The 20,258-nt window shown below is 71.7% G+C and carries 22 protein-coding genes; 13 read left to right on the top strand and 9 right to left on the bottom strand.

The genetic code is table 11. From position 1 onward, the window contains the following. Nucleotides 1-2: 2 nt before the first annotated feature. Together efeO and efeU are read right to left on the bottom strand one after the other, a co-directional pair. Nucleotides 3-1,208, bottom strand: a complete 1,206-nt coding sequence (gene efeO, locus ACZ6JE_RS00945; protein ID WP_464317964.1) for an iron uptake system protein EfeO — start codon at nucleotides 1,206-1,208, stop codon at nucleotides 3-5. After that, entirely contained in the window at nucleotides 1,205-2,080 is an 876-nt protein-coding gene (efeU, locus tag ACZ6JE_RS00950; protein WP_192059737.1) for an iron uptake transporter permease EfeU, read from the bottom strand. The genes efeO and efeU overlap by 4 nt, the downstream gene beginning before the upstream one ends. A gap of 155 nt (nucleotides 2,081-2,235) precedes the next feature. Here efeU and ACZ6JE_RS00955 point away from each other — a divergent pair, with 155 nt between their 5' ends. The 4 genes from ACZ6JE_RS00955 to ACZ6JE_RS00970 are packed head-to-tail and all read left to right on the top strand — an operon-like array spanning nucleotide 2,236 to nucleotide 6,280. Further along, complete coding sequence (locus tag ACZ6JE_RS00955) at nucleotides 2,236-3,543, top strand: PIG-L family deacetylase (RefSeq protein ID WP_192059740.1); 1,308 nt, start codon at nucleotides 2,236-2,238, stop codon at nucleotides 3,541-3,543. Further along, a complete protein-coding gene (fdxA, locus tag ACZ6JE_RS00960; RefSeq protein ID WP_192059742.1) occupies nucleotides 3,540-3,857 on the top strand; it encodes a ferredoxin in 318 nt (105 codons plus the stop codon). Before ACZ6JE_RS00955 ends, fdxA begins: the two co-directional genes overlap by 4 nt. A 10-nt stretch (nucleotides 3,858-3,867) precedes the next feature. Continuing rightward, nucleotides 3,868-4,968 (top strand): succinyldiaminopimelate transaminase, encoded by a 1,101-nt coding sequence (dapC, locus tag ACZ6JE_RS00965; protein ID WP_192059744.1) that lies wholly within the window; start codon nucleotides 3,868-3,870, stop codon nucleotides 4,966-4,968. Between the two features lie 16 nt (nucleotides 4,969-4,984). Then, nucleotides 4,985-6,280, top strand: coding sequence for a citrate synthase (locus ACZ6JE_RS00970; RefSeq protein ID WP_192059746.1), 1,296 nt, complete (start codon nucleotides 4,985-4,987; stop codon nucleotides 6,278-6,280). Nucleotides 6,281-6,447: 167 nt separating this feature from the next. Here the strand turns inward: ACZ6JE_RS00970 and dapD are convergent, their stop codons facing one another. After that, on the bottom strand, nucleotides 6,448-7,416 hold the full coding sequence (gene dapD / locus ACZ6JE_RS00975) for a 2,3,4,5-tetrahydropyridine-2,6-dicarboxylate N-succinyltransferase (protein WP_464317965.1): 969 nt from the start codon (nucleotides 7,414-7,416) through the stop codon (nucleotides 6,448-6,450). Nucleotides 7,417-7,504: 88 nt separating this feature from the next. Between dapD and dapE the strand changes: the two genes are divergently transcribed. The 3 genes from dapE (at nucleotide 7,505) to ACZ6JE_RS00990 (ending at nucleotide 10,090) form a co-directional block, all read left to right on the top strand. After that, nucleotides 7,505-8,578: a succinyl-diaminopimelate desuccinylase gene (dapE, locus tag ACZ6JE_RS00980; RefSeq protein WP_464317966.1), complete on the top strand. Its 1,074-nt coding sequence runs from the start codon at nucleotides 7,505-7,507 to the stop codon at nucleotides 8,576-8,578. Continuing rightward, nucleotides 8,563-9,834: a hypothetical protein gene (locus tag ACZ6JE_RS00985; RefSeq protein ID WP_320478649.1), complete on the top strand. Its 1,272-nt coding sequence runs from the start codon at nucleotides 8,563-8,565 to the stop codon at nucleotides 9,832-9,834. The genes dapE and ACZ6JE_RS00985 overlap by 16 nt, the downstream gene beginning before the upstream one ends. 85 nt (nucleotides 9,835-9,919) lie before the next feature. Beyond that, complete coding sequence (locus tag ACZ6JE_RS00990) at nucleotides 9,920-10,090, top strand: DUF3117 domain-containing protein (RefSeq protein WP_192059753.1); 171 nt, start codon at nucleotides 9,920-9,922, stop codon at nucleotides 10,088-10,090. A 68-nt stretch (nucleotides 10,091-10,158) separates the two neighbouring features. On the opposite strand, the gene ACZ6JE_RS00995 is transcribed toward ACZ6JE_RS00990, so the two are convergent. Further along, a complete protein-coding gene (locus ACZ6JE_RS00995) occupies nucleotides 10,159-10,785 on the bottom strand; it encodes an O-methyltransferase (protein ID WP_320478650.1) in 627 nt (208 codons plus the stop codon). Nucleotides 10,786-10,848: 63 nt separating this feature from the next. Here ACZ6JE_RS00995 and ACZ6JE_RS01000 point away from each other — a divergent pair, with 63 nt between their 5' ends. Further along, nucleotides 10,849-11,253, top strand: coding sequence for a Sec-independent protein translocase family protein (locus tag ACZ6JE_RS01000; RefSeq protein WP_192059757.1), 405 nt, complete (start codon nucleotides 10,849-10,851; stop codon nucleotides 11,251-11,253). Between the two features lie 23 nt (nucleotides 11,254-11,276). Here the strand turns inward: ACZ6JE_RS01000 and ACZ6JE_RS01005 are convergent, their stop codons facing one another. After that, the gene (locus tag ACZ6JE_RS01005; protein ID WP_192059759.1) at nucleotides 11,277-12,191 is read right to left on the bottom strand and encodes a LysR family transcriptional regulator; all 915 of its coding nucleotides are present in this window, start codon (nucleotides 12,189-12,191) and stop codon (nucleotides 11,277-11,279) included. A 236-nt stretch (nucleotides 12,192-12,427) separates the two neighbouring features. On the opposite strand from ACZ6JE_RS01005, the gene ACZ6JE_RS01010 reads away from it, so the two are divergent. Continuing rightward, a complete protein-coding gene (locus tag ACZ6JE_RS01010; RefSeq protein WP_255354969.1) occupies nucleotides 12,428-12,550 on the top strand; it encodes a hypothetical protein in 123 nt (40 codons plus the stop codon). Nucleotides 12,551-12,650: 100 nt separating this feature from the next. Here ACZ6JE_RS01010 and ACZ6JE_RS01015 read toward each other — a convergent pair whose 3' ends face one another. Genes ACZ6JE_RS01015 through ACZ6JE_RS01025 form a run of 3 tightly spaced genes read right to left on the bottom strand, consistent with a single transcriptional unit; the run spans nucleotide 12,651 to nucleotide 15,697 of the window. After that, nucleotides 12,651-13,814 (bottom strand): Mrp/NBP35 family ATP-binding protein, encoded by a 1,164-nt coding sequence (locus ACZ6JE_RS01015; protein WP_243214652.1) that lies wholly within the window; start codon nucleotides 13,812-13,814, stop codon nucleotides 12,651-12,653. Beyond that, complete coding sequence (locus ACZ6JE_RS01020) at nucleotides 13,807-14,391, bottom strand: DUF1003 domain-containing protein (protein ID WP_192059763.1); 585 nt, start codon at nucleotides 14,389-14,391, stop codon at nucleotides 13,807-13,809. The genes ACZ6JE_RS01015 and ACZ6JE_RS01020 overlap by 8 nt, the downstream gene beginning before the upstream one ends. After that, nucleotides 14,378-15,697, bottom strand: coding sequence for a magnesium transporter MgtE N-terminal domain-containing protein (locus tag ACZ6JE_RS01025; RefSeq protein WP_192059766.1), 1,320 nt, complete (start codon nucleotides 15,695-15,697; stop codon nucleotides 14,378-14,380). The genes ACZ6JE_RS01020 and ACZ6JE_RS01025 overlap by 14 nt, the downstream gene beginning before the upstream one ends. A 48-nt stretch (nucleotides 15,698-15,745) precedes the next feature. Here ACZ6JE_RS01025 and ACZ6JE_RS01030 point away from each other — a divergent pair, with 48 nt between their 5' ends. From ACZ6JE_RS01030 to ACZ6JE_RS01045, 4 genes are all read left to right on the top strand, one after another. Next, a complete protein-coding gene (locus ACZ6JE_RS01030; RefSeq protein ID WP_192059768.1) occupies nucleotides 15,746-16,243 on the top strand; it encodes a YflT domain-containing protein in 498 nt (165 codons plus the stop codon). Next, complete coding sequence (locus ACZ6JE_RS01035) at nucleotides 16,243-16,851, top strand: hypothetical protein (protein ID WP_243214653.1); 609 nt, start codon at nucleotides 16,243-16,245, stop codon at nucleotides 16,849-16,851. The genes ACZ6JE_RS01030 and ACZ6JE_RS01035 overlap by 1 nt, the downstream gene beginning before the upstream one ends. Nucleotides 16,852-16,960: 109 nt before the next feature. After that, nucleotides 16,961-17,755, top strand: coding sequence for a YcnI family copper-binding membrane protein (locus ACZ6JE_RS01040; RefSeq protein WP_464317967.1), 795 nt, complete (start codon nucleotides 16,961-16,963; stop codon nucleotides 17,753-17,755). After that, nucleotides 17,752-18,612, top strand: coding sequence for a copper resistance CopC family protein (locus ACZ6JE_RS01045; RefSeq protein ID WP_464317968.1), 861 nt, complete (start codon nucleotides 17,752-17,754; stop codon nucleotides 18,610-18,612). The genes ACZ6JE_RS01040 and ACZ6JE_RS01045 overlap by 4 nt, the downstream gene beginning before the upstream one ends. 116 nt (nucleotides 18,613-18,728) lie before the next feature. Here the strand turns inward: ACZ6JE_RS01045 and ACZ6JE_RS01050 are convergent, their stop codons facing one another. Further along, nucleotides 18,729-20,222, bottom strand: coding sequence for an aminopeptidase P family protein (locus ACZ6JE_RS01050; protein WP_464317969.1), 1,494 nt, complete (start codon nucleotides 20,220-20,222; stop codon nucleotides 18,729-18,731). Between the last annotated feature and the right edge of the window lie 36 nt (nucleotides 20,223-20,258).

Consider the following 20,258-nt stretch of genomic DNA (forward strand, 5'->3'; position numbering starts at 1 on the left):
CGTCAGGAGACCAGGGCCGCGGTCAGCCGGCTGAGCGGCTCGCTGAGCGCGTTGACGGCGTCCGACAGCTTCTTCTTGTCGGCGTCGGTCAGCTCGGTGTAGGCCGGGTAGCCCGAGTCGAGGCTCCCGTAGCCGGCCAGCAGGGTCTCGACCGAGGTCATCTCGTCGTCGATCGAGGTCGCGAGCTCCGGGTCCTCCTCGTCGACGATGTCGCGGACGCCGTCGAAGGCGACACGGGCCCCCTCGAGGTTGCCCTGGAAGTCGTAGAGGTCGGTGTGCGACCAGATCTCCTCCTCGCCGGTGATCTTGCCGGTGGCGACCTCGTCCATCAGGCCGACCGCCCCGTTCGCGATCGTGTCGATGCCGACCGAGAAGTCGTCGGCCGTCACCTCGTCGTAGAGGTCGGCGGTGTCGCCGGTCAGCAGGTCGGCGAACCGCTGGCGCTCGGCGGGTGTCAGGGCGACGTACGCCGCGCCGCCGTTCGCGTCGGCAGACGGCTGCCAGAGGTCCTTCTCGATGCGGTGCCAGCCGGTCCACTCGGTGCCGGGCTCGACGTCGGCCTCTCGGAAGTCGATCTTCGGGTCCAGGTCGCCGAACGACTCGGCGACCGGCTCGATGCGCTCGTAGTGCGCCCGGGCGGTCGGGTAGAGAGCGCGCGCCCGGTCGTCGTCACCGGAGGTGTACGCGGCCAGGAACTCGTCCGTCGCCGCGACGAGCTGCCCGGTCTGGTCCTTCACGTAGCCGACGTAGGCGGCGGCCGCCGCGTCGATGCGCTCCTTCTCCGAGCCGGTCGGCTCGACGGCGCTGCCCGAGTCGGTGACGGTGAACGTCGCGCGGACGCCCTCGCCGACGAGACCCGGGACGCACGCGGTGTAGTAGTCGCCCGCGGGCACCGACACGGTCATCGAGCCGGATGTCCCCGGCCCGATGTTCTCCTTCTCGCTGATGATCCGCAGGCCGTCGTCGGCGAGCAGCTCGAACTCGCTGTTGTCGCTTCCCGTGTTCGTCATCGTGAACGTGACGGGGCCGCTCGGCACCGAGGTCGTCGACAGCACGCAGCCGTCGTCGGACCCGTCGACGGTCACGGCGGTGGCCGCGGACGAGCCGGCCGGCGTGTTCGCGACGCAGCCGGTGAGGGCCAGCACGACCACGGCGAGGCCGGAGGCGACGCCGAGAGGGTGGACGAGGCGGGCGGGGAGAGCGGTCATTCGTGGGCTCCTGCGGTGCGGGGGGTGAGAGTGGTGGACTCGGATCCGGAGGCGGCGGGACGGGTCGGCCCGCGCCTCCTCGTGGCGCGTGCGACGAGCGGGACGACGACGGCGAGGTAGACGAGCCAGCCGCCGAGCTGCAGCCAGCTCGGGGTCGGGGTGAAGTTCACGAGACCCTGCAGCAGCACGCCCTGGGGGCTCGTCGGCGGCACGGCCGAACTGACGTCGAACGCCGTGGAGGTGCGGCCCGGCAGCACGCCGGCCTCTTGCAGGTCTCCGATCCCGTAGGCGAGCACCCCGGCCGCGACCACCACCAGGAAGTACCCGGTCACGGTGAAGAACCGCCGGAGGTCGATGGTCATCACACCGCGGTGGATGGCGACGCCGATCGCGACCGCGCTGAGGATCCCGAGCAGGGCGCCGAGCAGGGGCACGGGCCCCCCGCCGGTCGACTGCACCGCGGCCCAGACGAAGAGGGCCGTCTCGATGCCCTCGCGACCGACCGACAGGAAGCCGAGTGCGACGATCGCCCAGGCGCCGCCCTCGAGCGCCCGGTCGAGACCCGACTGCAGCTCGTGCTTCATGCTCCGCGCCGTGCGGGCCATCCAGAAGACCATCCAGGTGACGAAGCCGACGGCGACGAGCGAGAGCCCGCCGCCGATGATCTCCTGCGCCTGGAAGGTCAGGCCGTAGGCGCCGAAGGTGAGGACGGCGCCGACGCCGAGCGACAGCACGACGGCGGCCGTGACGCCGAGCCACAGCCGGGGGAGGACGTCCCGGCGATCGACCTTGACGACGTAGGCGACGAGGATGCCGACGACGAGCGAGGCCTCGAGGCCCTCTCGGAGTCCGATGAGGTAGTTGGCGAGCACTGATGGGGCCTTCGGGTCGGCGGCGTACGGGCGGCATCGGCGGCGCCTGGGGCGGTCGGGACTCGACCGCACGGGGTGGTTTGGTTAGGCTAACCTTGCTAAGGGTCGGCTGACGAGGACCGACCATAGTGCCGGGCGGCCTATCCTGTCCAGTGATGACTTACTTCGGCACGCCTGGTGGCGACGGCACCGGCTCAGCGGCCCCCCGGGTCGAACGGGTGCTCGTCGTGCACGCCCACCCCGACGACGAGACGATCACGACGGGGGGCACCCTCGCGACCCTGGTCGACGCGGGTGCGAGCGTCACCGTCGTGTCCTGCACGCGCGGAGAGCTCGGAGAGGTGATCCCCGACGACCTCGCACGACTGCGCGACGACGAGGCCGCGCTGGCGGTCCACCGAGAGGGCGAGATCGCCGCGGCGCTCCGCGAGCTCGGCGTGCGCGACCACCGGTTCCTCGGCGACGTCGGCGCGCGGACACCCGGTCTCGAGCCCCGCGTCTACCGCGACAGCGGCATGGTGTGGCGCTCCGACGGCGTCGCCGGTCCGACCGACGACCTCCACCCGGCCGCCTTCTGCGCGGCCGAGTTCGGTGAGATCGTGTCCGATCTCTCCGCCGTCGTCGACGCCGTCCGGCCCACGGTCGTCGTCTCGTACGACGACGACGGCGGCTACCACCACCCCGACCACGTCCGTGCGAACCGGGCCGCCGTCCGAGCCGCCCGCCTGGCGGGTGTGCCCTACTTCGCCATCGTCGCGGGCGCCGACGAGGCGACCGGCGTCGAGGCCGAGGCCCTGCGAGACGACCCCTCGGTCGTGACGATGGACGTCCGACCCGTGGCGCCCCGGGTCGTGGCCGCGCTCCGTGGGTACCGCACGCAGCTCGAGGTCGTCGACCTGCCCGGCGGCGGAGCGGGCATCCGCTACCCGCACGGCCGGGTCGACCGCCTGGCGTCGACCGAGTCGTTCCGCTTCGTGGCGGACCCCGACGAGCTCGCGCCGCTCCCGGCGAACACCTCCGAGCTGAGCGACATGAGTCTCGGAGGCAAGATCGGCACGTATCTGCTGTCCGTCGCGGCGGGCGCCGTTTTCGGCGCTATCGGCACGGTCGCGCATCAGGGCACGACGTCGATCGGCGGCGCGGTGGTGCCCACCGGTCTCGTGCTCTCGCTGATCATGGCGCTCGCCCTCCTCGTCGGCTTCCGCCAGGTCTTCCGGTCGCGCACCGTCGTGGCGGCCGTCGCGCTCGGACTGCTCGGGGTCACCGCGCTGCTCTCCCAGCCCGGTGCCGGCGGCTCGGCGCTCGTCCCGGCGAATCCCGCCGGCTACCTCTGGACGTTCGGCCCGGTGCTGATCGCCACGGTCGTGCTCGCGTGGCCCTTCCTCGACGGGGGAGCCAACGTGCAGCGGGGCCGCGATAAGATGAACGCCTTGCCCGACGCGAAGGGAACACCCGAGACGTGACGTATGTGATCGCACTTCCCTGTGTGGATGTCAAAGACCGAGCCTGCATCGACGAATGCCCCGTCGACTGCATCTACGAGGGCGAGCGTTCGCTCTACATCCACCCCGACGAATGCGTCGACTGCGGTGCGTGCGAGCCCGTCTGCCCCGTCGAGGCCATCTACTACGAAGACGACCTCCCCGACAAGTGGGCCGACTACTACAAGGCCAACGTCGAGTTCTTCGACGAGATCGGCTCGCCCGGCGGCGCGGCCAAGGTCGGCGTCATCGCGAAAGACCACCCCGTCATCGCCGTCCTCCCGCCCCAGGGCTGACGAGTCCGTCGTGGCGCTCGATCTCCCCGACTTCCCGTGGGACTCCCTCTCCGAGCTCGCGACGACGGCACGGGCGCACCCCGGTTCGATCGTCGACCTCTCGGTCGGGTCGCCGGTCGATCCGACCCCGGTCGTCGTCCGCGACGCTCTGACGGCCGCCACCGACGCGCACTCCTATCCGCAGGTCGCGGGCACACCCGCCCTGCGTGAGGCGATCGTCGAGTGGTACGCCCGGCGACGCGGAGTCACGGGTCTTGACACCGACGCCGTGCTCCCGACGATCGGGTCGAAAGAGCTGATCGCGGGGATGGCCCTCTGGCTCGGCCTGGGCCCCGGCGACACGATCGTGCATCCGGCGAACGCCTACCCGACCTACGCGCTCGGCGCCGCGCTCGTGGGCGCCGACGCCGTCGCCTCCGACGATCCCGCGTCATGGCCCGAGTCGACCCGTCTCGTCTGGCTCAACAGCCCCGGCAACCCCGACGGCTCCGTCCTCGACGTCGAGCGGCTCGCCGCCGCGGTGGCCCGTGCCCGCGAACTCGGCGCCGTGATCGCCGGCGACGAGTGCTACGCCGAGCTCGGCTGGGAGGGCGAGTGGGCCACGCGACCCACGCCGTGCATCCTCGACCCCCGTGTGGTCGGCGACCGGCTCGACGGGGTCGTCAGCGTCTACTCGCTCAGCAAGCAGTCGAACCTGGCGGGGTACCGGGCGGGCTTCGTGGCCGGCGACCCCGCCGTCATCGCCCAGCTGCTCGCCGTCCGCAAGCACGCGGGTCTCATGCCGCCGGCTCCCGTCCAGGAGGCCATGCGCGTGGCGCTCGGAGACGAGGCGCACGTGGCCGAGCAGAAGGCGCTCTACCGCGCGCGACGCGCAGCCCTGGCGCCGGCCCTCGAGGGCGCCGGTTTCCGCATCGATCACAGCGAGGCCGGTCTCTACCTCTGGGTCACCCGCGACGAAGACGCCTGGCAGAGCGCCGCCTGGCTGGCCGAGCGGGGCATCCTCGTGGCGCCCGGCTCGTTCTACGGCGCCGAGGGCGGGCGGCACGTCCGCGTGGCCCTGACGACGACCGACGAGCGCATCGCCGCCGCCGTGGAGCGCCTCGAGCACTGACCGCTAGGCTGGCGGAGTGACTGACACTGCCAACGACGCCCAGAAGGCCACGCTGCAGTTCCCGGGGGGAACAGCCGAGTTCCCGATCGTCCCGAGCACCGAAGGTGCCTCGTCGATCGACATCTCGACGTTCACCAAGCAGACCGGTTTCACCACCCTCGACAACGGGTTCGTGAACACCTCGACCGCCCGCAGCAAGATCACCTACATCGACGGTGATCAGGGCATCCTGCGCTACCGGGGCTATCCGATCGAGCAGATCGCCGCGAACTCGACCTACCTCGAGACCGCCTGGCTGCTCATCTACGGCGAACTGCCCACCCCCGACGAGCTGGCGGGCTTCGACGCCCGCATCCGCCGCCACACGCTGCTGCACGAAGACCTCCGTCGGTTCTTCGACGCACTGCCGCATTCGGCTCACCCGATGTCCGTGCTCTCGAGCGCGGTCGGCGCCCTCGGCACGTTCTACGAGGGCTCGATGAGCACCTCCGACCCCGAGCAGGTCGAGCTGCAGACGATCCGTCTGCTGGCGAAGCTGCCGGTGATCGCCGCGTACGCGCACAAGAAGAGCCTCGGTCAGGCGTTCCTCTACCCAGACAACTCGCTCAGCTTCGTCGACAACTTCCTCAAGCTGAACTTCGGCACGATGGCCGAGCCGTACGAGGTGAACCCCGTCCTCTCGAAGGCGCTCGAGCGCCTCCTCATCCTGCACGAAGACCACGAGCAGAACGCGTCGACGTCGACCGTGCGACTCGTCGGCTCGACGCAGGCCAACATGTTCTCGTCGATCTCCGCCGGCATCAGCGCCCTCTACGGCCCCCTGCACGGCGGGGCGAACGAGGCCGTGCTGTCGATGCTGGCCGACATCAAGGCCAGCGGCCAGGGCGTCGAGCGCTTCGTCGAGCGGGTGAAGAACAAAGAAGAGGGCGTCAAGCTCATGGGCTTCGGCCACCGGGTCTACAAGAACTACGACCCGCGCGCGAAGCTCGTCAAAGAGAGCGCGAACGAGGTCCTCGCCGCCCTCGGCGTCAAAGACGACCTGCTCGACATCGCGATGGAGCTGGAGGGCATCGCCCTCGCCGACGACTACTTCGCCGAGCGCAGGCTCTACCCGAACGTCGACTTCTACACCGGGGTCATCTACAAGGCCATGGGGTTCCCGCCCCGCATGTTCACGGTGCTCTTCGCGATCGGGCGTCTGCCGGGCTGGATCGCCCACTGGCGCGAGATGAACGCCGACGCCACGACCAAGATCGGCCGCCCGCAGCAGCTGTACCTGGGCGAGACCCAGCGCGACTGGCCCCAGCGCTGACCGCGCATCGGTCGCCGCGAACACGACGCCCCGGCGTCGGCGCCGCACCCGCATCTCGTGGGTGTCGCGTCGAAGCCGGGGCGTCGTGCTGTCAGCAGCCGCAGCAGCGACAGCGACAGCAGCCGCAGCCGCAGCGGTAGCGACTGCCGTCGCAGCAGCAGCAGCCGCTAGGCGTGCAGCTGCGAGTTCAGCGTGATGCCGTGGCCCTTGCGCGGCAGCACCTCGACGGCGCCCGTCAGCGAGTTGCGGCGGAACAGCAGACCGGGCCGCCCCGAGAGCTCGACGGCCTTGACGGTCTGGGTCGAGCCGTCCGACGACGTCGTGCCGCCGACGACGACCACCTTGGTGCCGGCGGTGACGTAGAGCCCCGCCTCGACCACGGTGTCGTCGCCGATCGAGATGCCGATGCCGCTGTTCGCGCCGAGCAGCGCGCGCTCGCCGATCGTGACGCGTTGCGCGCCTCCTCCCGACAGGGTGCCCATGATGGAGGCGCCGCCGCCGATGTCGGATCCGTCGCCGACGACGACGCCCTGCGAGACGCGGCCCTCGACCATCGACGTGCCGAGGGTGCCGGCGTTGAAGTTGACGAAGCCCTCGTGCATGACGGTCGTGCCGGGGGCGAGGTACGCGCCGAGGCGGACGCGCGAGGCGTCGGCGATGCGGACCCGGTCGGGCGAGACGTAGTCGAGCATGCGGGGGAACTTGTCGATGCCGGTGGTCGCGATGCCGGCGCGCTGCAGGGCGGGGCGGAGGCGGGCGAAGTCGTCGGGGTGCACCGGGCCGGCGTTCGTCCACGTGACGATCGGCAGGTGCCCGAAGACGCCGTCGAGGTTGACCGTGTTCGGCTTGACCAGCAGGTGGCTGAGCAGGTGCAGGCGCAGGTACGCGTCGGAGGTGGACGCAGGAGGCGCGCTCAGCTCGATCTCGACGGTCACCGGCACGAGATCGACGGCGCGGCGGGCGTCGGGCCCGGCGGCGTCGGCGATCTCGGCCGGGACGAGTGCGGGGTCGCGGTCGGCGGGCAGGCGGCCGAGCGAGGGGGAGGGGAACCAGGTGTCGAGCGTCGTGCCGTCGGCGGAGACGGTCGCCAGCCCGTCACCGTAGGCGTGGGTGGCGGCGGTGTCGTCGGAAGTCATGAGGTCAACCGTATCGGCCCGACCCCGTGCGGTCACGGGGTGCGACGACCGCAGCAGGCGCTCCGTCGGCCCCCGTACACTCGGGGCCATGCCGAAGATCGACCTCAGCGTGTCCGCCGTCGACGTCACCCGCCAGCTCTGCGACATCGAGTCCGTCTCCGGCGACGAGGGTCGCATCGCCGACGCGATCGCCGAGACCCTGGCGGGGCACGATCATCTCGAGGTGGTGCGCGACGGCGACGCGATCGTCGCCCGCACGAGCCTGGGTCGGGCGCAGCGCGTCGTGGTGGCGGGGCACATCGACACCGTGCCCCTGAACGACAACCTGCCGACCCGCTACGAGACCGAAGACGGCGTCGAGTTCCTCTGGGGTCGCGGCACCGTCGACATGAAGGCCGGCTGCGCCGTGCACCTGCGGCTGGCCGTCGAGCTGACCGAGCCCAACGTCGACGTGACCTGGGTCTGGTACGACCACGAGGAGGTCTCCGACTCCCTCAACGGCCTGGGCCGCCTCGTCCGCACCCGCCCAGAGCTGCTCCAGGCCGACTTCGCCATCCTCGGCGAGCCCACGCGCAGCGAGATCGAGGGCGGCTGCAACGGCAACCTCCGGGCGGAGATCCGCACCACGGGTCGCCGGTCGCACAGCGCCCGTTCGTGGATCGGCGACAACGCCATCCACCGCGCGGCCCCCATCCTCGACCTGCTCGCCGCGTACGAGGCCCGCGAGGTCGAGGTCGACGGCCTCGTCTACCGCGAGGGGCTGAACGCGGTCGGCATCGCGGGCGGTGTCGCCGGCAACGTCATCCCCGACGAGTGCGTCGTCACCGTCAACTACCGCTTCGCCCCCAGCCGCTCCGGCGACGAGGCCGTCGCCCATGTGCGCGAGCTGTTCGCCGGCTTCGACGTCGTGGTCGTCGACCTCGCCGAAGGGGCTCGACCCGGGCTCGACGCCCCGTTGGCCGCGCAGTTCCTGGCCGCGGTCGGCGGTGAGGCGAAGCCGAAGTACGGCTGGACGGACGTCGCGCGCTTCTCCGCCCTCGGCGTGCCCGCCGTGAACTACGGCCCCGGCGACCCGCTCCTCGCCCACCACGACGACGAGCGGGTGCCGCTCGAGCAGATCGTCGACAACGAACGCGGACTGCGGGCGTGGCTGACGGCCTGACCGTCGGAGACGCGACCCGCGCCTCCTCGGCGGGCGAAGGAGGCGCGGGTCGGCGCCGAGCTCGTCGCGCGCTGGTCGTCCGCTACCGTCTCACCCCCTGGTGGGCGCGGGTGCTCGTCGTCTTCGTCGCCTCCCGCGTCGTCAGCACCGCTCTCCTGCTCGGCTTCGCGCGGGTGCAGGGGCCCAACGCGTGGACGCTGCCGAGCCCGGACTACGCGAGCTTCGCCACCATCTGGGATGGCCACTGGTACTACATCATCTCGGCGGTCGGCTACCCGACGACCCTGCCGATCACCTCGACCGGGAACGTCGGCGAGAGCGCGTGGGCCTTCATGCCGGTGTACCCGTTCACGGTCCGTGCCCTGACCGAGCTGACCGGGGTGCCGTTCGCACCGCTCGCCGTGTTCGTCTCGGTCCTCTGCGCCGCCGGCACGGCCCTGCTGCTGCACCGACTGATGCGGCACGTGCTGCCCGAGGGCACGGCGCTCTTCACGGTCGCGCTGTTCTGCTTCTCGCCCCTCTCGCCGCTGCTGCAGGTGGCCTACGCCGAGTCGATGTTCCTGCTGCTGCTCTGCGCCTGCCTCCTCCTGCTGGTGCGTCGTCAGTACCTGCCGATGCTGCCCCTCGTGGCCGCGCTGTCGTTCACGCGACCGGGCGCCCTCGCTCTCGCCCTCGCGATCGGACTGCACGCCGTCCACCGATGGTCCACGCGAGCCCGCGACCCGTTCCCGCGCCGCGAGATGATCGCCGTCTCGGTGTCGGCGGTGACCACCGCGGTGCTCGGCGTCGGCTGGCTGATCGTGGCGGGCGTCGTCACGGGGCGGCCGGACGCCTACACGGCCACCGAGCTGGCATGGCGGGCGCCCTACGTGGGGTACGGGCCGCTGGTGCCCTTCTCCGCCTGGTTCGAGGGGGCCGCCTTCTGGTCGCGGATGAGCGGCGGGTTCCCCGTCGGGGCGCTGTTCGTGCTCGCCGTGCTGGGTCTCGCCGTGCTCCTGCTGGGGCCGTGGGGGCGCCGGATCGGAGTCGACCTGCGCCTCTGGGGAGTCGCCTACGCGCTCTATCTGCTCGCCGTGTTCTTCCCGCAGTCGAGCACCTGGCGACTGCTGATGCCGCTCTTCCCGCTGCTGGGCATCCTCGCGGTGCCCCGTTCGCGCGTCTGGCGCGTGGGGCTGCTGCTGGTCTTCGTCGCCGGGCAGTTCGCCTGGCTGTACTACAGCTGGTGGGTCGACGGCTACGACTGGACGCCGCCGTGATCGGCCGACGACGGAAGCGCGTTTAGGTGCGGGCGTACAAATCACGGATAATAGGACGAGCATCTTTGCGAAAGGGGACTATCTGATGGCAGCCATGAAGCCGAGGACCGGCGACGGACCTATGGAAGCCGTGAAGGAGGGTCGTCTCATCATCGTGCGTGTTCCGCTCGAGGGTGGGGGACGCCTCGTGGTGTCGGTCAACGACGACGAAGCCAAAGAGCTCCACGACGCCCTCGCGAGCGTCGTCGGCGCTTAGTCGGCCACCTTCCCAGCACCATCGCGAGCAGCCCCGCCGATCACCGATCGGCGGGGCTGCTCCGTCGTTCAGAGCTTGACGAGCTGCAGGAGTCCGTCGCCGGCCGTCGACAGCGAGCTGATCACCGCGGGGGAGGTCGAGACCTCGGTCAGCAGCGTGCGGAACTGCGTCGTCGTGGCATCCCGTCGGGCGGGGTTCGCGACCGAGCCGTGCCAGAGCGCGTGGGCGACCAGCACGAGTCCGCCCGGGCGGGCGAGGCGCAGACCGTGCTCGACGTACTCGATGACGGAGCCAGGGTCGGCGTCGACGAAGACGATGTCGTATGAGTTCTCGTTCATCCGCGGCAGCACCTCGGAGGCCCGGCCGGTGATGAGACGGAACCTGTTCACCGGCACGCCGGCGCCGAGGTAAGCGTCGCGGGCGGCCTGCTGGTGGTCGACCTCGCGGTCGATCGACGTGAGGGTCGCCCGGGGTGCGCCGTGCAGCAGCCACAGACCGCTGACGCCGACGCCGGTTCCGATCTCGATGATGTTCTTCGCACCCGATGCGGCCGCGACGACCGCGAGCTGCGCGCCGACGGCGGGGGAGACCGGTTCGACCCCGACCTCGAGCGAGTGCTGACGAGCCTCTGCGAGCGGACCGCTCTCGGTGACGAGCTCTTCGGCGAATTTCCAGCTTGACTCTATTTGCGACACACCCACTCCTCGAAAGGCCAACTCTAGGGGGTGGCCCCCGGCGGCACCGGTTAGTCTGCTTGCGTGTCCCTCTCCGGTCTGACGTTCGACAAGCTGCTCATCGTGGGTGTGCTGGCCGTCTTCCTGCTCGGGCCCGATCGTCTGCCCGTCTACGCGTCGAAGCTCGCTCAGCTCGTCAAGTCGGTCAAGAACATGGCCAACGGCGCCAAAGAGCGCATGCGCAGCGAGATGGGCCCCGAATTCGACGAGGTCGAGTGGCAGAAGCTCGACCCTCGGCAGTACGACCCCCGCCGCATCATCCGCGATGCGCTCCTCGATCCGCCGAGCGGGGGCGCCACGTCCGTGACCCCCGCAGCCATGGCGACGGCCGGGGCGGTCGCCGCGGGTCTGCCCTCCCGCGGCCCGGCGCCGCGCTCCGTGCCGCTGGCCGCCGGCGAGGTCGCGCCCTACGACTCCGAGGCCACCTAGGCCGCTCGTCTCTGCGCCTGCGCTCAGACACCCCCGTGCAGGCCGGCGACCCGTGTCGCCTCGGCGCGGAGCGCGTCGACCACGCGACGGACGCTCGGCCTCTCGGCCCGGTCGCGGCGCATCAGCGCCGAGACGTAGCGGACGGCCCGGATGTTCTCGAGAGGCAGCAGGACCATGTCGTCCCGCGCCTCCTTCGCGGTGAATCGGGGCAGCACGGCGATGCCGAGACCCGCACCCACCAGCGACTCGGTGACCTTCGTGTCGCTGAAGCGCTGCGAGATGCGCACGGGGCTGCCGGTGACTCGCTCGATCTCGGTGTAGACCCACTCGAACGGGAAGCCGCTCGGCACCCCGATCCAGCTCTCGCCCTCGAGGTCGGAGGGGGAGAGCGAGGCCCGGCCCGCCAGGCGGTGGTCGGCGGGGAGGGCGATGTCGAGCGGCTCGGTGAGCAGGGGGACGTTGACGAGGCCGCGCCCCCGCCAGGAGCGGCTCTCGGACGCGTGGGCGACGACGACGTCGTGGTCGCCCGCCAGGTCGGCGAACTCGCGGATGGACGGGTCGTGGTCCGTGGCCACGACGACGAGACCCGGCGTCTCGGCGACGGTCCGCAGCAGACCGGGCAGCAGCATCTGGCCTCCCGTGGGGAAGGTCGCGAGGGTGACCTCTCCTTGGGGGGTCGCGATGAAGTCGGCCCAGACCGCCTGGGCCCGCTCGAGCGCGACGGCGACGTCGGTGGCGGTCTGGGCCAGCACGCGCCCCGAGCCGGTGAGGACGACGCCGCGCCCGATGCGCTCGGTGAGCGCCACGCCGGCCTCCTTCTCGAGGATCTTCAGCTGCTGCGACACCGCTGACGGGGTGCGGTGCGTGGCCCGCGCCACGGCGGCGATGCTGCCCCGTTCTGCCAGCTCTCGGAGCAGTTCGAGTCTCTTGACGTCCATGTAGACAATCTACGGTGTTCCGGTAGCAACGTGAGATTGTTCTACGTCTTTGCAAGGCGCAGAATAGAGGAGTCCTCGGAGCGACCCCATGCGCTCCGGCCCCTCGGTCGACCTGGTCCCGAGGCTCGGGTGTCCGTCGGATGCACGGCGGCTCCACCCATCACGCACGACGTCGAACCGCGTCGTGTCCGCACCACCAGACCGCGCGACGCATCGCGCCAAGAAAGAGAAACACCATGTTGACCGGAATCATCGTCCTCGCCATCGCCGCCGTCGTCGGCATCACCGGGTCGATCGTCTCCGTCGCTCGCGACGGCTTCCACGCGATCCCCACCAAGACCTACACCCGCTGGAGCTAGGTCCGCCGCCGTCGCCACTCGCGACGGCCACCGCCGAGGGGCGTCTCGCATCGCGAGGCGCCCCTCTCGCATGCCCGGGGTCGCCCGGGGCGAGGGCGGCTCAGCCGACGCTGAGGCCGAGCTTCCGCCCGGCGAGTCCGCGTTCGCGCACCGCGAGCCGGTCGGCGAGGGCCTCGATGGCCCGTGCCGCGGGGTCGGAGGGGGCGGCGAGCACGACGGGCGTGCCCGCGTCGCCGCCCTCGCGCAGGGCCAGACTCAGCGGCACGCTCGCGAGGACTGTCACCGGCTCGTCCTGCCCGGTCGACAGCCGGCGGGCCGTCTCGGCGCCGCCGCCCGAGCCGAACAGCTCGAGCACGGAACCGTCGGCCTGGGGGAGACCGGCCATGTTCTCGACGACGCCGAGGAGGCGCTGGCCGGTCTGGCGCGCGACCACACCGCTGCGCTCGGCCACGTCGGCCGCCGCGGGCTGCGGTGTCGTCACGACGAGCACCTCGGCGTGGGGCAGCAGCTGCCCGACCGAGATCGCGACGTCGCCGGTGCCCGGGGGCAGGTCGAGCAGCAGCACGTCGAGATCCCCGAAGTAGACGTCGGTGAGGAACTGCTGGATCGTCCGGTGCAGCATGGGCCCGCGCCACGCCACGGCGGTCGACGCGTCGTCGACGAACATGCCGATCGAGATCACCTTCACCCCATGGGCGACGGGCGGCAGGATCATGTCGTCGACCTGCGTCGGCTTGACCGATGCTCCGTCGTCGCCGACGAGACCCAGGAGGCCGGGGATGCTGAATCCGTAGACGTCGGCGTCGACGATGCCGACGGCGAGCCCCCGGGCGGCCAGCGACACCGCGAGGTTCGCGGTGACCGTCGACTTGCCGACCCCGCCCTTGCCGCTGGTCACGGCGTAGACGCGGGTGAGCGTCTCGGGCCCGAACTGCATACCCCTCGCGGCCCGGCCGGCGCGCAGCTTCTCGGTGAGGGCGCGCCGCTCGTCGCGGGTCATGACCGTCACATCGACGTCGACCGCCGTGACGCCGGCCACGGACGCGGTGGCCGCGCGCACGTCGCGTTCGATGGTGTCGGCGGCGGGGCAGCCGACGATGGTGAGCTTCACGGTCACCCTCGCCGCGCCTCCTCGGTCGACGGAGACGTCTCCGATCATGTCGAGCTCGGTGACGGGTTTGCGGATCTCGGGGTCGAGCACGCGACCCAGCGCGCGTCGGACGCCCTCGACCAGCGGACCGGACCTCGTGTCGTCGTCAGCCACGGTGTCCGTCGTGCCTCGTGTCGTGCCGCTGCTCGCGACGAGCCGGGGCCGAGGAGGCGCGGGTCGTGTCGGACTCGTCAGCGTCGCGTCGGTCGAGCTCGTCGAGCATCGAACGGAGCTCGGCGCGGATGAAGTCCTTGCTCGCCATGTCGCGCATGGCGATGCGGAGCGCGACGACCTCGCGGGCCAGGTACTCGGTGTCGGCGAGGTTGCGCTCGGCGCGCTGACGGTCCTGTTCGAACTGCACCCGGTCGCGGTCGTCCTGACGGTTCTGTGCCAGCAGGATGAGCGGCGCCGCGTATGAGGCCTGCAGCGAGAGGATGAGCGTCAGGGCCGTGAAGCCGATGGCGGCGCTGTCGAAGCGCCAGGCCTCGGGGGCGATGGTGTTGAAGATCATCCACGCGACGCAGAACAGCGTCAGCGCGATCAGGAAGTACGGCGTGCCCATCCCGCGCGCGACGGACTCGGTCGCGCGACCGAACCGGTCGCGACCCGGGCCGCGACGACCCGGGAGCACCCGGGTGCGGAGCCCCTTCGGCGCATCGAGCCGGACCGTGCTGCGGTTATCGCGTGCCACCGGGGGTCCTCCTCGCGGGCGTGTTGACGGGTGCGCGCCGCGGGCGCGGCCGGTTGCGGTTCAGGGGCTGACCCGGATCCTGGCTGCGCCAGTCGTCGGGGAGCACATGGTCGAGGACGTCGTCGATGGTCACCACCCCGACCAGGCGGTGGGCGGCGTCGACGACCGGCACCGAGACGAGGTTGTAGGTCGCCATGACCCGCGTGACCTCGAGGGCCGTGGCATCGACGCGCACGGGTTCGAGCTGCTGGTCGAGCAGCGTGCCGAGCCGTTCGTTCGGCGGGTAGCGCAGCATCCGCTGGAAGTGCACCATGCCGAGGAACCTGCCGGTGGGCGGCTCGTAGGGCGGCAGCGTGACGCACACCGCGGCGCCGAGGGCCGGCGCGAGCTCGTGCCGACGGATCAGGGCGAGCCCCTCGGCGACGGTGGCGTCGGCGGAGACGATCACCGGCTCGGTGGTCATCAGACCGCCCGCCGTGTCGGCGTCGTAGCTCAGCAGCATCCGCACGTCGTCGGCCTCGTCGGGCTCCATGAGGCCCAGCAGCTGCTCTTTGCGCTCTTCGCTGAGCTGCGCGATGAGGTCGGCCGCGTCGTCGGGCTGCATCTGGTCGAGCACGCCCGCCGCGCGGTGGTCGTCGAGCTGACCGAAGATGTCGATCTGCTCGGTCTCGGGCAGCTCTTCGAGCACGTCGGCGAGGCGGTCGTCGGAGAGCTCGGCCGCGACCTCGTGCCGGCGCTCGGGGGTGAGCTCGAGCAGGGTGTTCGCGAGGTCGGCGGGCACCAGGTCGGAGTACGCGGCGATCAGGTGCTCGGCGCTCTGCGCCTCTCCGTCGGCGTTCTCCTCTCGGACGTCCTGCCAGGAGGCGAAGGTCGTGGGCCCCTTGCCGAACGGCGACGGCGTCGACTTCGGCTTGCGGAGGAACAGCTGGCCGATCTCCCAGTCGCCCTCGGATACCTCGTCCATCGCGACGTCCTCGATGGTGGCCCGGCCGCCGTCGCGACGCAGGGTCACCTTGCGACCGAGCATCTCGGCGATGACCCGGGTCTCGCCGCCGCGCTGCTCGAAGCGGCGCAGGGTGATGAGTCCGTTGGTGATGATCTGACCCGAGCCGATGCTCGTGACCCGGCCGATGCCGACGAAGACGCGGCGTTTGCCGGGCACCTCGACGATCAGTCCGACCACCCGAGGGGGCTCGTCGCGACGGTAGACGACCAGGACGTCGCGGACCTTGCCGACCTTGTCGCCGGCGGGGTCGAAGACGGAGCACCCGGCGAGACGGGCGATGAAGACTCTGTTGGCGCTCACACGACCAATTTAGTCCGTCGAGACAGGCGCCCCGTGTTTAATGGGGCCATGACGAATCAGAGCCCCCTGGGCCGACGCACCCGTCCGGTGCCCACGGTCCCGCGGGGCGACGTCCTCGGCACGTACGCCAGCTACCCCGAGGCGCAGGCCGTCGTCGAGCGCCTGTCGCACGCCGACTTCCCGATCAAGCAGCTCGCCATCATCGGCAACGACCTCACCACGGTCGAGCGGGTCACCGGCCGGCTGACCTACGGCCGGGCGGCCCTGGCCGGCGCGGTGACCGGTCTGTGGCTGGGGGTCTTCTTCGGTCTCGTGATGCTCGTCTTCTCGCCGACGACCGTGACGATCACCACCGTCGTCGCCGCCGCCCTGATCGGCGCGGGCTTCGGCATGCTCTACGGCATCGCGAGCTTCGCCATCAGCCGTCGTCGTCGCGACTTCACCTCGACCCACCAGGTGCTCGCCACGAGCTACCAGATCGTCGTCGACCCCGAGGTGTCGTCGCGCGCCCACGAGGTCCTCGCACGCCCCGACCAGAAGCGCTGATGGACGCACGACGGATGCGGTTCCACCGCGGCTGGCTGACCGCCGGTCTCTCCGTCGTCGTCGCCGCCTTCTCGCACGTGGCCGGCGGCGGTGCCGAGCCGGGCCTCCTCGGGGTCGGACTCGCTCTCGCCTTCGCGCTGCCGGTCTGCGTGGCGCTCGCCGGTCGGCGGGTCTCCACACCCCGCCTCGCCGCATCCGTGGTGCTCAGCCAGTTCGCGTTCCACATCCTCTTCTCCCTCGGCTCGACCGCGACCACGGGGCTCGGCGCGTCGGGCGGGCACCACTCGCCCCTGATCCTGACCGTCCGCGCGGCAGCGGGTGCGACGGCGGCGCCCGAGGCCGCGATGAGCACGTCGGCGATGTGGCTCGCGCATGCGCTGGCCGCCGTCGTCACGGTGGCGGCCATGGTCCGCGGTCACCGGGCGATGCGGACGGCGCTGCGGGCGGCCTCGCGTCGGGCCGTCGCCGCCGGGCGGGTCCTCGGAGACGGAGTCGTCCCCGTTCCGGAGGCGCGCCTCCTGAACGCCGTCGTCCCGCCTCTCCGACGGGGCCGGCTCCTGCGCTTCCTCACCGCGAGTCCGCACCGGGGTCCGCCTCGTCCCGTCTGACTCCGACCGTCGCCGAACCCGGCGGCGGGACGGCGCCGTGCCCTCGGCCGACGCCGATCATCAGACACCGGCCGTGCTCCGCGCAGCCGAGAACAAGGGACCACCACTCGTGAAGAAGACCACTCTCGCCCTCCGGGCCGGCGGCGTGCTGGGCGCCGCCGCGCTCCTCTCCCTCGCGGCGCCGCTCGCCGCCTCCGCCCACGTCCACGTCGAGCCCGGACAGGCCGAAGCCGGTTCGTACTCGACGCTCACCTTCAAGGTGCCGAACGAGTCCGCCGACGCGGGCACCGTCCGGTTCGTCGTCGACCTGCCCACCGACACGCCCTTCACCTCCGTCTCGTACGAGCCCGTCCCCGGGTGGTCGACCGAGGTCGCCACGGGTGCTCTGCCCGAGCCGGTCGACATCGACGGGGCGACCGTCACGACGGCTCCGGTGACGGTGACGTGGACGGCCGACGAGGGTGCTCAGATCGCCCCCGGGCAGTTCCAGCAGTTCGTGATCTCCGCCGGGGCCGTGCCCGACACCGGCTCGATCCTGCTCCCGTCGCACCAGGAGTACAGCGACGGCAGCGTCGTCGACTGGGACGAGCCCACGCCCGCCTCCGGTGAGGAGCCCGAGCACCCGGCACCGACCCTGTACGTGAACGACACGCCGCCCGACGAGGGGCACTCCGACAGCCACGCGGTCGGCGAGGGGGCCGACGCCTCGTCCGACGCCTCGTCCGACGACGCGGCCGTCAGCGCGTCCGGCGACTCCGACGCGTCGTCGACCGCGGGCGTCGCCTTCGGCATCGGCGGGCTCGCGTTCGGGGCCGTCGCCCTCGTCGTCAGCGTCGTCGCGCTGACGCGTCGCCCCGCAGCGGGCGGCCGGGGCGGGCGCAGCTCGGGCGGGTCGACCTCGTGACGGGCCGCTCGCGCAGCGTCGTCGCCACAGGGCGCTCCCGTCTCGCCGGCGGCGCCGGCGCATCCGGCGGCCTCGTCGGCCTCGGCGGCCTCGCGGGCCTCGTCGGTCTCGTCGGACTGGCCGTGCTCGTGCCGGCGACGGGGGCCTCGGCGCACGACTACGTGCTCTCGAGCAGCCCGGAGCAGGGGGCCGTGGTCGCCACGGAGCTCGGGGAGGCGTCGGTCACCTTCAGCGACGTCGTGCTCGATCTCTCGGGGACGGGGTCGTCCAACGTGCTCGAGGTGACCGACGCCTCCGGACGGCACTTCGAGGACGGCTGCTCGACGACCGCCGGGCCCGTCCTCAGCACCGGCGTCGCACTCGGCGCCGCCGGGGAGTACACGATGACCTACCAGGCCGTCTCGGCCGACGGGCACACGGTGTCGGACTCGCGGTCGTTCAGCTACCAGCCGCCGGCGGGGGTCGAAGCCTCCGCGGGCGCCGCCGAGCGGCCCGTCTGCGACCCGTCGACGAGCGACCCGACCGACGACCCGGCCGTCAGCGGGCCCGACGGCGACGAACCGGATGCGGCGGCCACGACCGACCCGGCGGCGGGCGCCGATGCGACCGTCGCTCCTGAGACGGGCTCCGCCGCCGAGGCGACCGACCAGTCGTCCGACGCGGCCGACGACGGCGACGGGCTCGGCCTGGCGATCGGACTCGGCGTCGGGATCGTCGTCCTCGCCCTGGTCGCGGTCGTCGTCGTCATCGCGACGAGTCGACGTCGATCCGGTTCGGACGAGGGCCCCGACGGCGAGGCCGACGGCGATGGTGAGGTCGACGGCCCGGCGGACGGGCGCTCGACGCCGCGGTCGTAGTCCCGGTCGGACGACCGGCCGGCCGTACGACGAGCCGCTCACGCGACGAGCCGCTCACGCGACGAAGGGCCCGGGCGACCGCTGATGCGGATCGCGCGGGCCCCTCGTCGGACGGGTCAGCCTCGGGCGACCCAGGCCTCGACGTCGGCGACGGTGCGGGGGATGCCCACCGAGAGGTTCTCGGCGCCGTCGGCCGTGACGACGATGTCGTCCTCGATGCGGACTCCGATGCCGCGGAACTCCTCGGGCACGCTCAGGTCGTCGGGCTGGAAGTAGAGCCCGGGTTCGATGGTGAACACCATTCCCGGCTCGAGCACCCCCTCGAGGTACAGGTCACGGCGCGCGGCAGCGCAGTCGTGCACGTCGATGCCCAGGTGGTGGCTGGTGCCGTGCACCATGTACCGGCGGTGGTACTGGTGGTCGGGCTCGAGCGACTCGGCCGCGCTGACGGGCAGGAACCCCCACTCGGCGGTGCGCTCGGCGATGACCCGCATGGCCTCGGCGTGGATCTCGCGGAACCGGATGCCGGGGCGAACGATCGCGAAGGCCGCGTCGGCCGCCTCGAGCACGGCCTCGTAGACCAGGCGCTGCACGTCGGTGAAGCGACCCGACACCGGCAGGGTGCGTGTGATGTCGGCCGTGTAGAGGCTGTCGAGCTCGATGCCGGCGTCGATGAGGATGAGGTCGCCGTCACGGACGGCCCCGTCGTTGCGGGTCCAGTGCAGGACGCAGGCGTGATCGCCCGATGCCGCGATGGTGTCGTAGCCGACCGTGTTGCCGTCGGCGCGTGCCCTGCGGTTGAAGGTGCCCTCGACCAGACGCTCGCCCCGAGGATGCGCGAGGATCTCGTCGAAGTCGCTCACGACGTCCGTGAACCCGCGACCGGTGAGGTCGACGGCTTCGCGCATCTGGGCGATCTCGTAGGCGTCCTTGACCAGTCGCAGCTCGCTGAGGTCGCGTGCGAGGTCGCGGATGTCGTCGGCTGCCGAGGGCTCGGCCTCGGCGGCGGCGGGGGAGTCGGAGCGGCGTGCGGCGTCGATCTCGTCGACACGTCCCGTCAGTTCGGGGTCGGCCTCGCGCAGCAGCAGAGTGTCACCGTCGACGACGCTGAGCACCGCGTCGAACTCGGCCAGGTCGCGGGTCGCGAGTCCGAGGTCGGCGCCGACCTGCGAGAGCGACGGGCGAGGCCCGATCCAGAACTCGCCGATCTCGGGGTTCGCGTAGAACTCGTCGGAGTCGCGGCCCGCGCTCGCCCGGAAGTACAGCGTCGCATCGTGCCCGCCGTCGACGGGTTCGAGCACGAGCACCGACCCCGGCACCGTGTCGGAACCCCACCCGGTCAGGTGGGAGAAGCCCGAGTGCGCACGGAACGGGTAGTCGCAGTCGTTGGAGCGGACCTTGGCGCGCCCGGCGGGCACGACGAGCCGCTTGCCGGGGTGCTTCGCCGACAGGGCCTCGCGGCGAGCGGCCGCGAACGGCGCCTGCTCACGCGGCTCGGGGAGATCGCTCGGCCTCTCGGCCCAGTTCGACGAGATGTAGTCCTTGAAGGTGTCGGAGCCGGGGGTCGTGGAGCGGTTCGTGGTCGCGCGGGGTGCCTTCTGTTCAGCCATGGCACCCATTCTCTCGCGATCCGGATCGGCCTGCGC

The organism is Frigoribacterium sp. AC759, assembly GCF_979256015.1.

What these genes read in the sequence shown, in the direction of transcription:
- efeO (WP_464317964.1), bottom strand. Translation starts at nt 1,208, where the DNA reads ATGACCGCTCTCCCCGCCCGCCTCGTCCACCCTCTCGGCGTCGCCTCC.
- ACZ6JE_RS00955 (WP_192059740.1), top strand. Translation starts at nt 2,236, where the DNA reads ATGACTTACTTCGGCACGCCTGGTGGCGACGGCACCGGCTCAGCGGCC.
- dapD (WP_464317965.1), bottom strand. Translation starts at nt 7,416, where the DNA reads ATGACTTCCGACGACACCGCCGCCACCCACGCCTACGGTGACGGGCTG.
- dapE (WP_464317966.1), top strand. Translation starts at nt 7,505, where the DNA reads ATGCCGAAGATCGACCTCAGCGTGTCCGCCGTCGACGTCACCCGCCAG.
- ACZ6JE_RS00990 (WP_192059753.1), top strand. Translation starts at nt 9,920, where the DNA reads ATGGCAGCCATGAAGCCGAGGACCGGCGACGGACCTATGGAAGCCGTG.
- ACZ6JE_RS01005 (WP_192059759.1), bottom strand. Translation starts at nt 12,191, where the DNA reads ATGGACGTCAAGAGACTCGAACTGCTCCGAGAGCTGGCAGAACGGGGC.
- ACZ6JE_RS01010 (WP_255354969.1), top strand. Translation starts at nt 12,428, where the DNA reads ATGTTGACCGGAATCATCGTCCTCGCCATCGCCGCCGTCGTCGGCATC.
- ACZ6JE_RS01030 (WP_192059768.1), top strand. Translation starts at nt 15,746, where the DNA reads ATGACGAATCAGAGCCCCCTGGGCCGACGCACCCGTCCGGTGCCCACG.
- ACZ6JE_RS01035 (WP_243214653.1), top strand. Translation starts at nt 16,243, where the DNA reads ATGGACGCACGACGGATGCGGTTCCACCGCGGCTGGCTGACCGCCGGT.
- ACZ6JE_RS01050 (WP_464317969.1), bottom strand. Translation starts at nt 20,222, where the DNA reads ATGGCTGAACAGAAGGCACCCCGCGCGACCACGAACCGCTCCACGACC.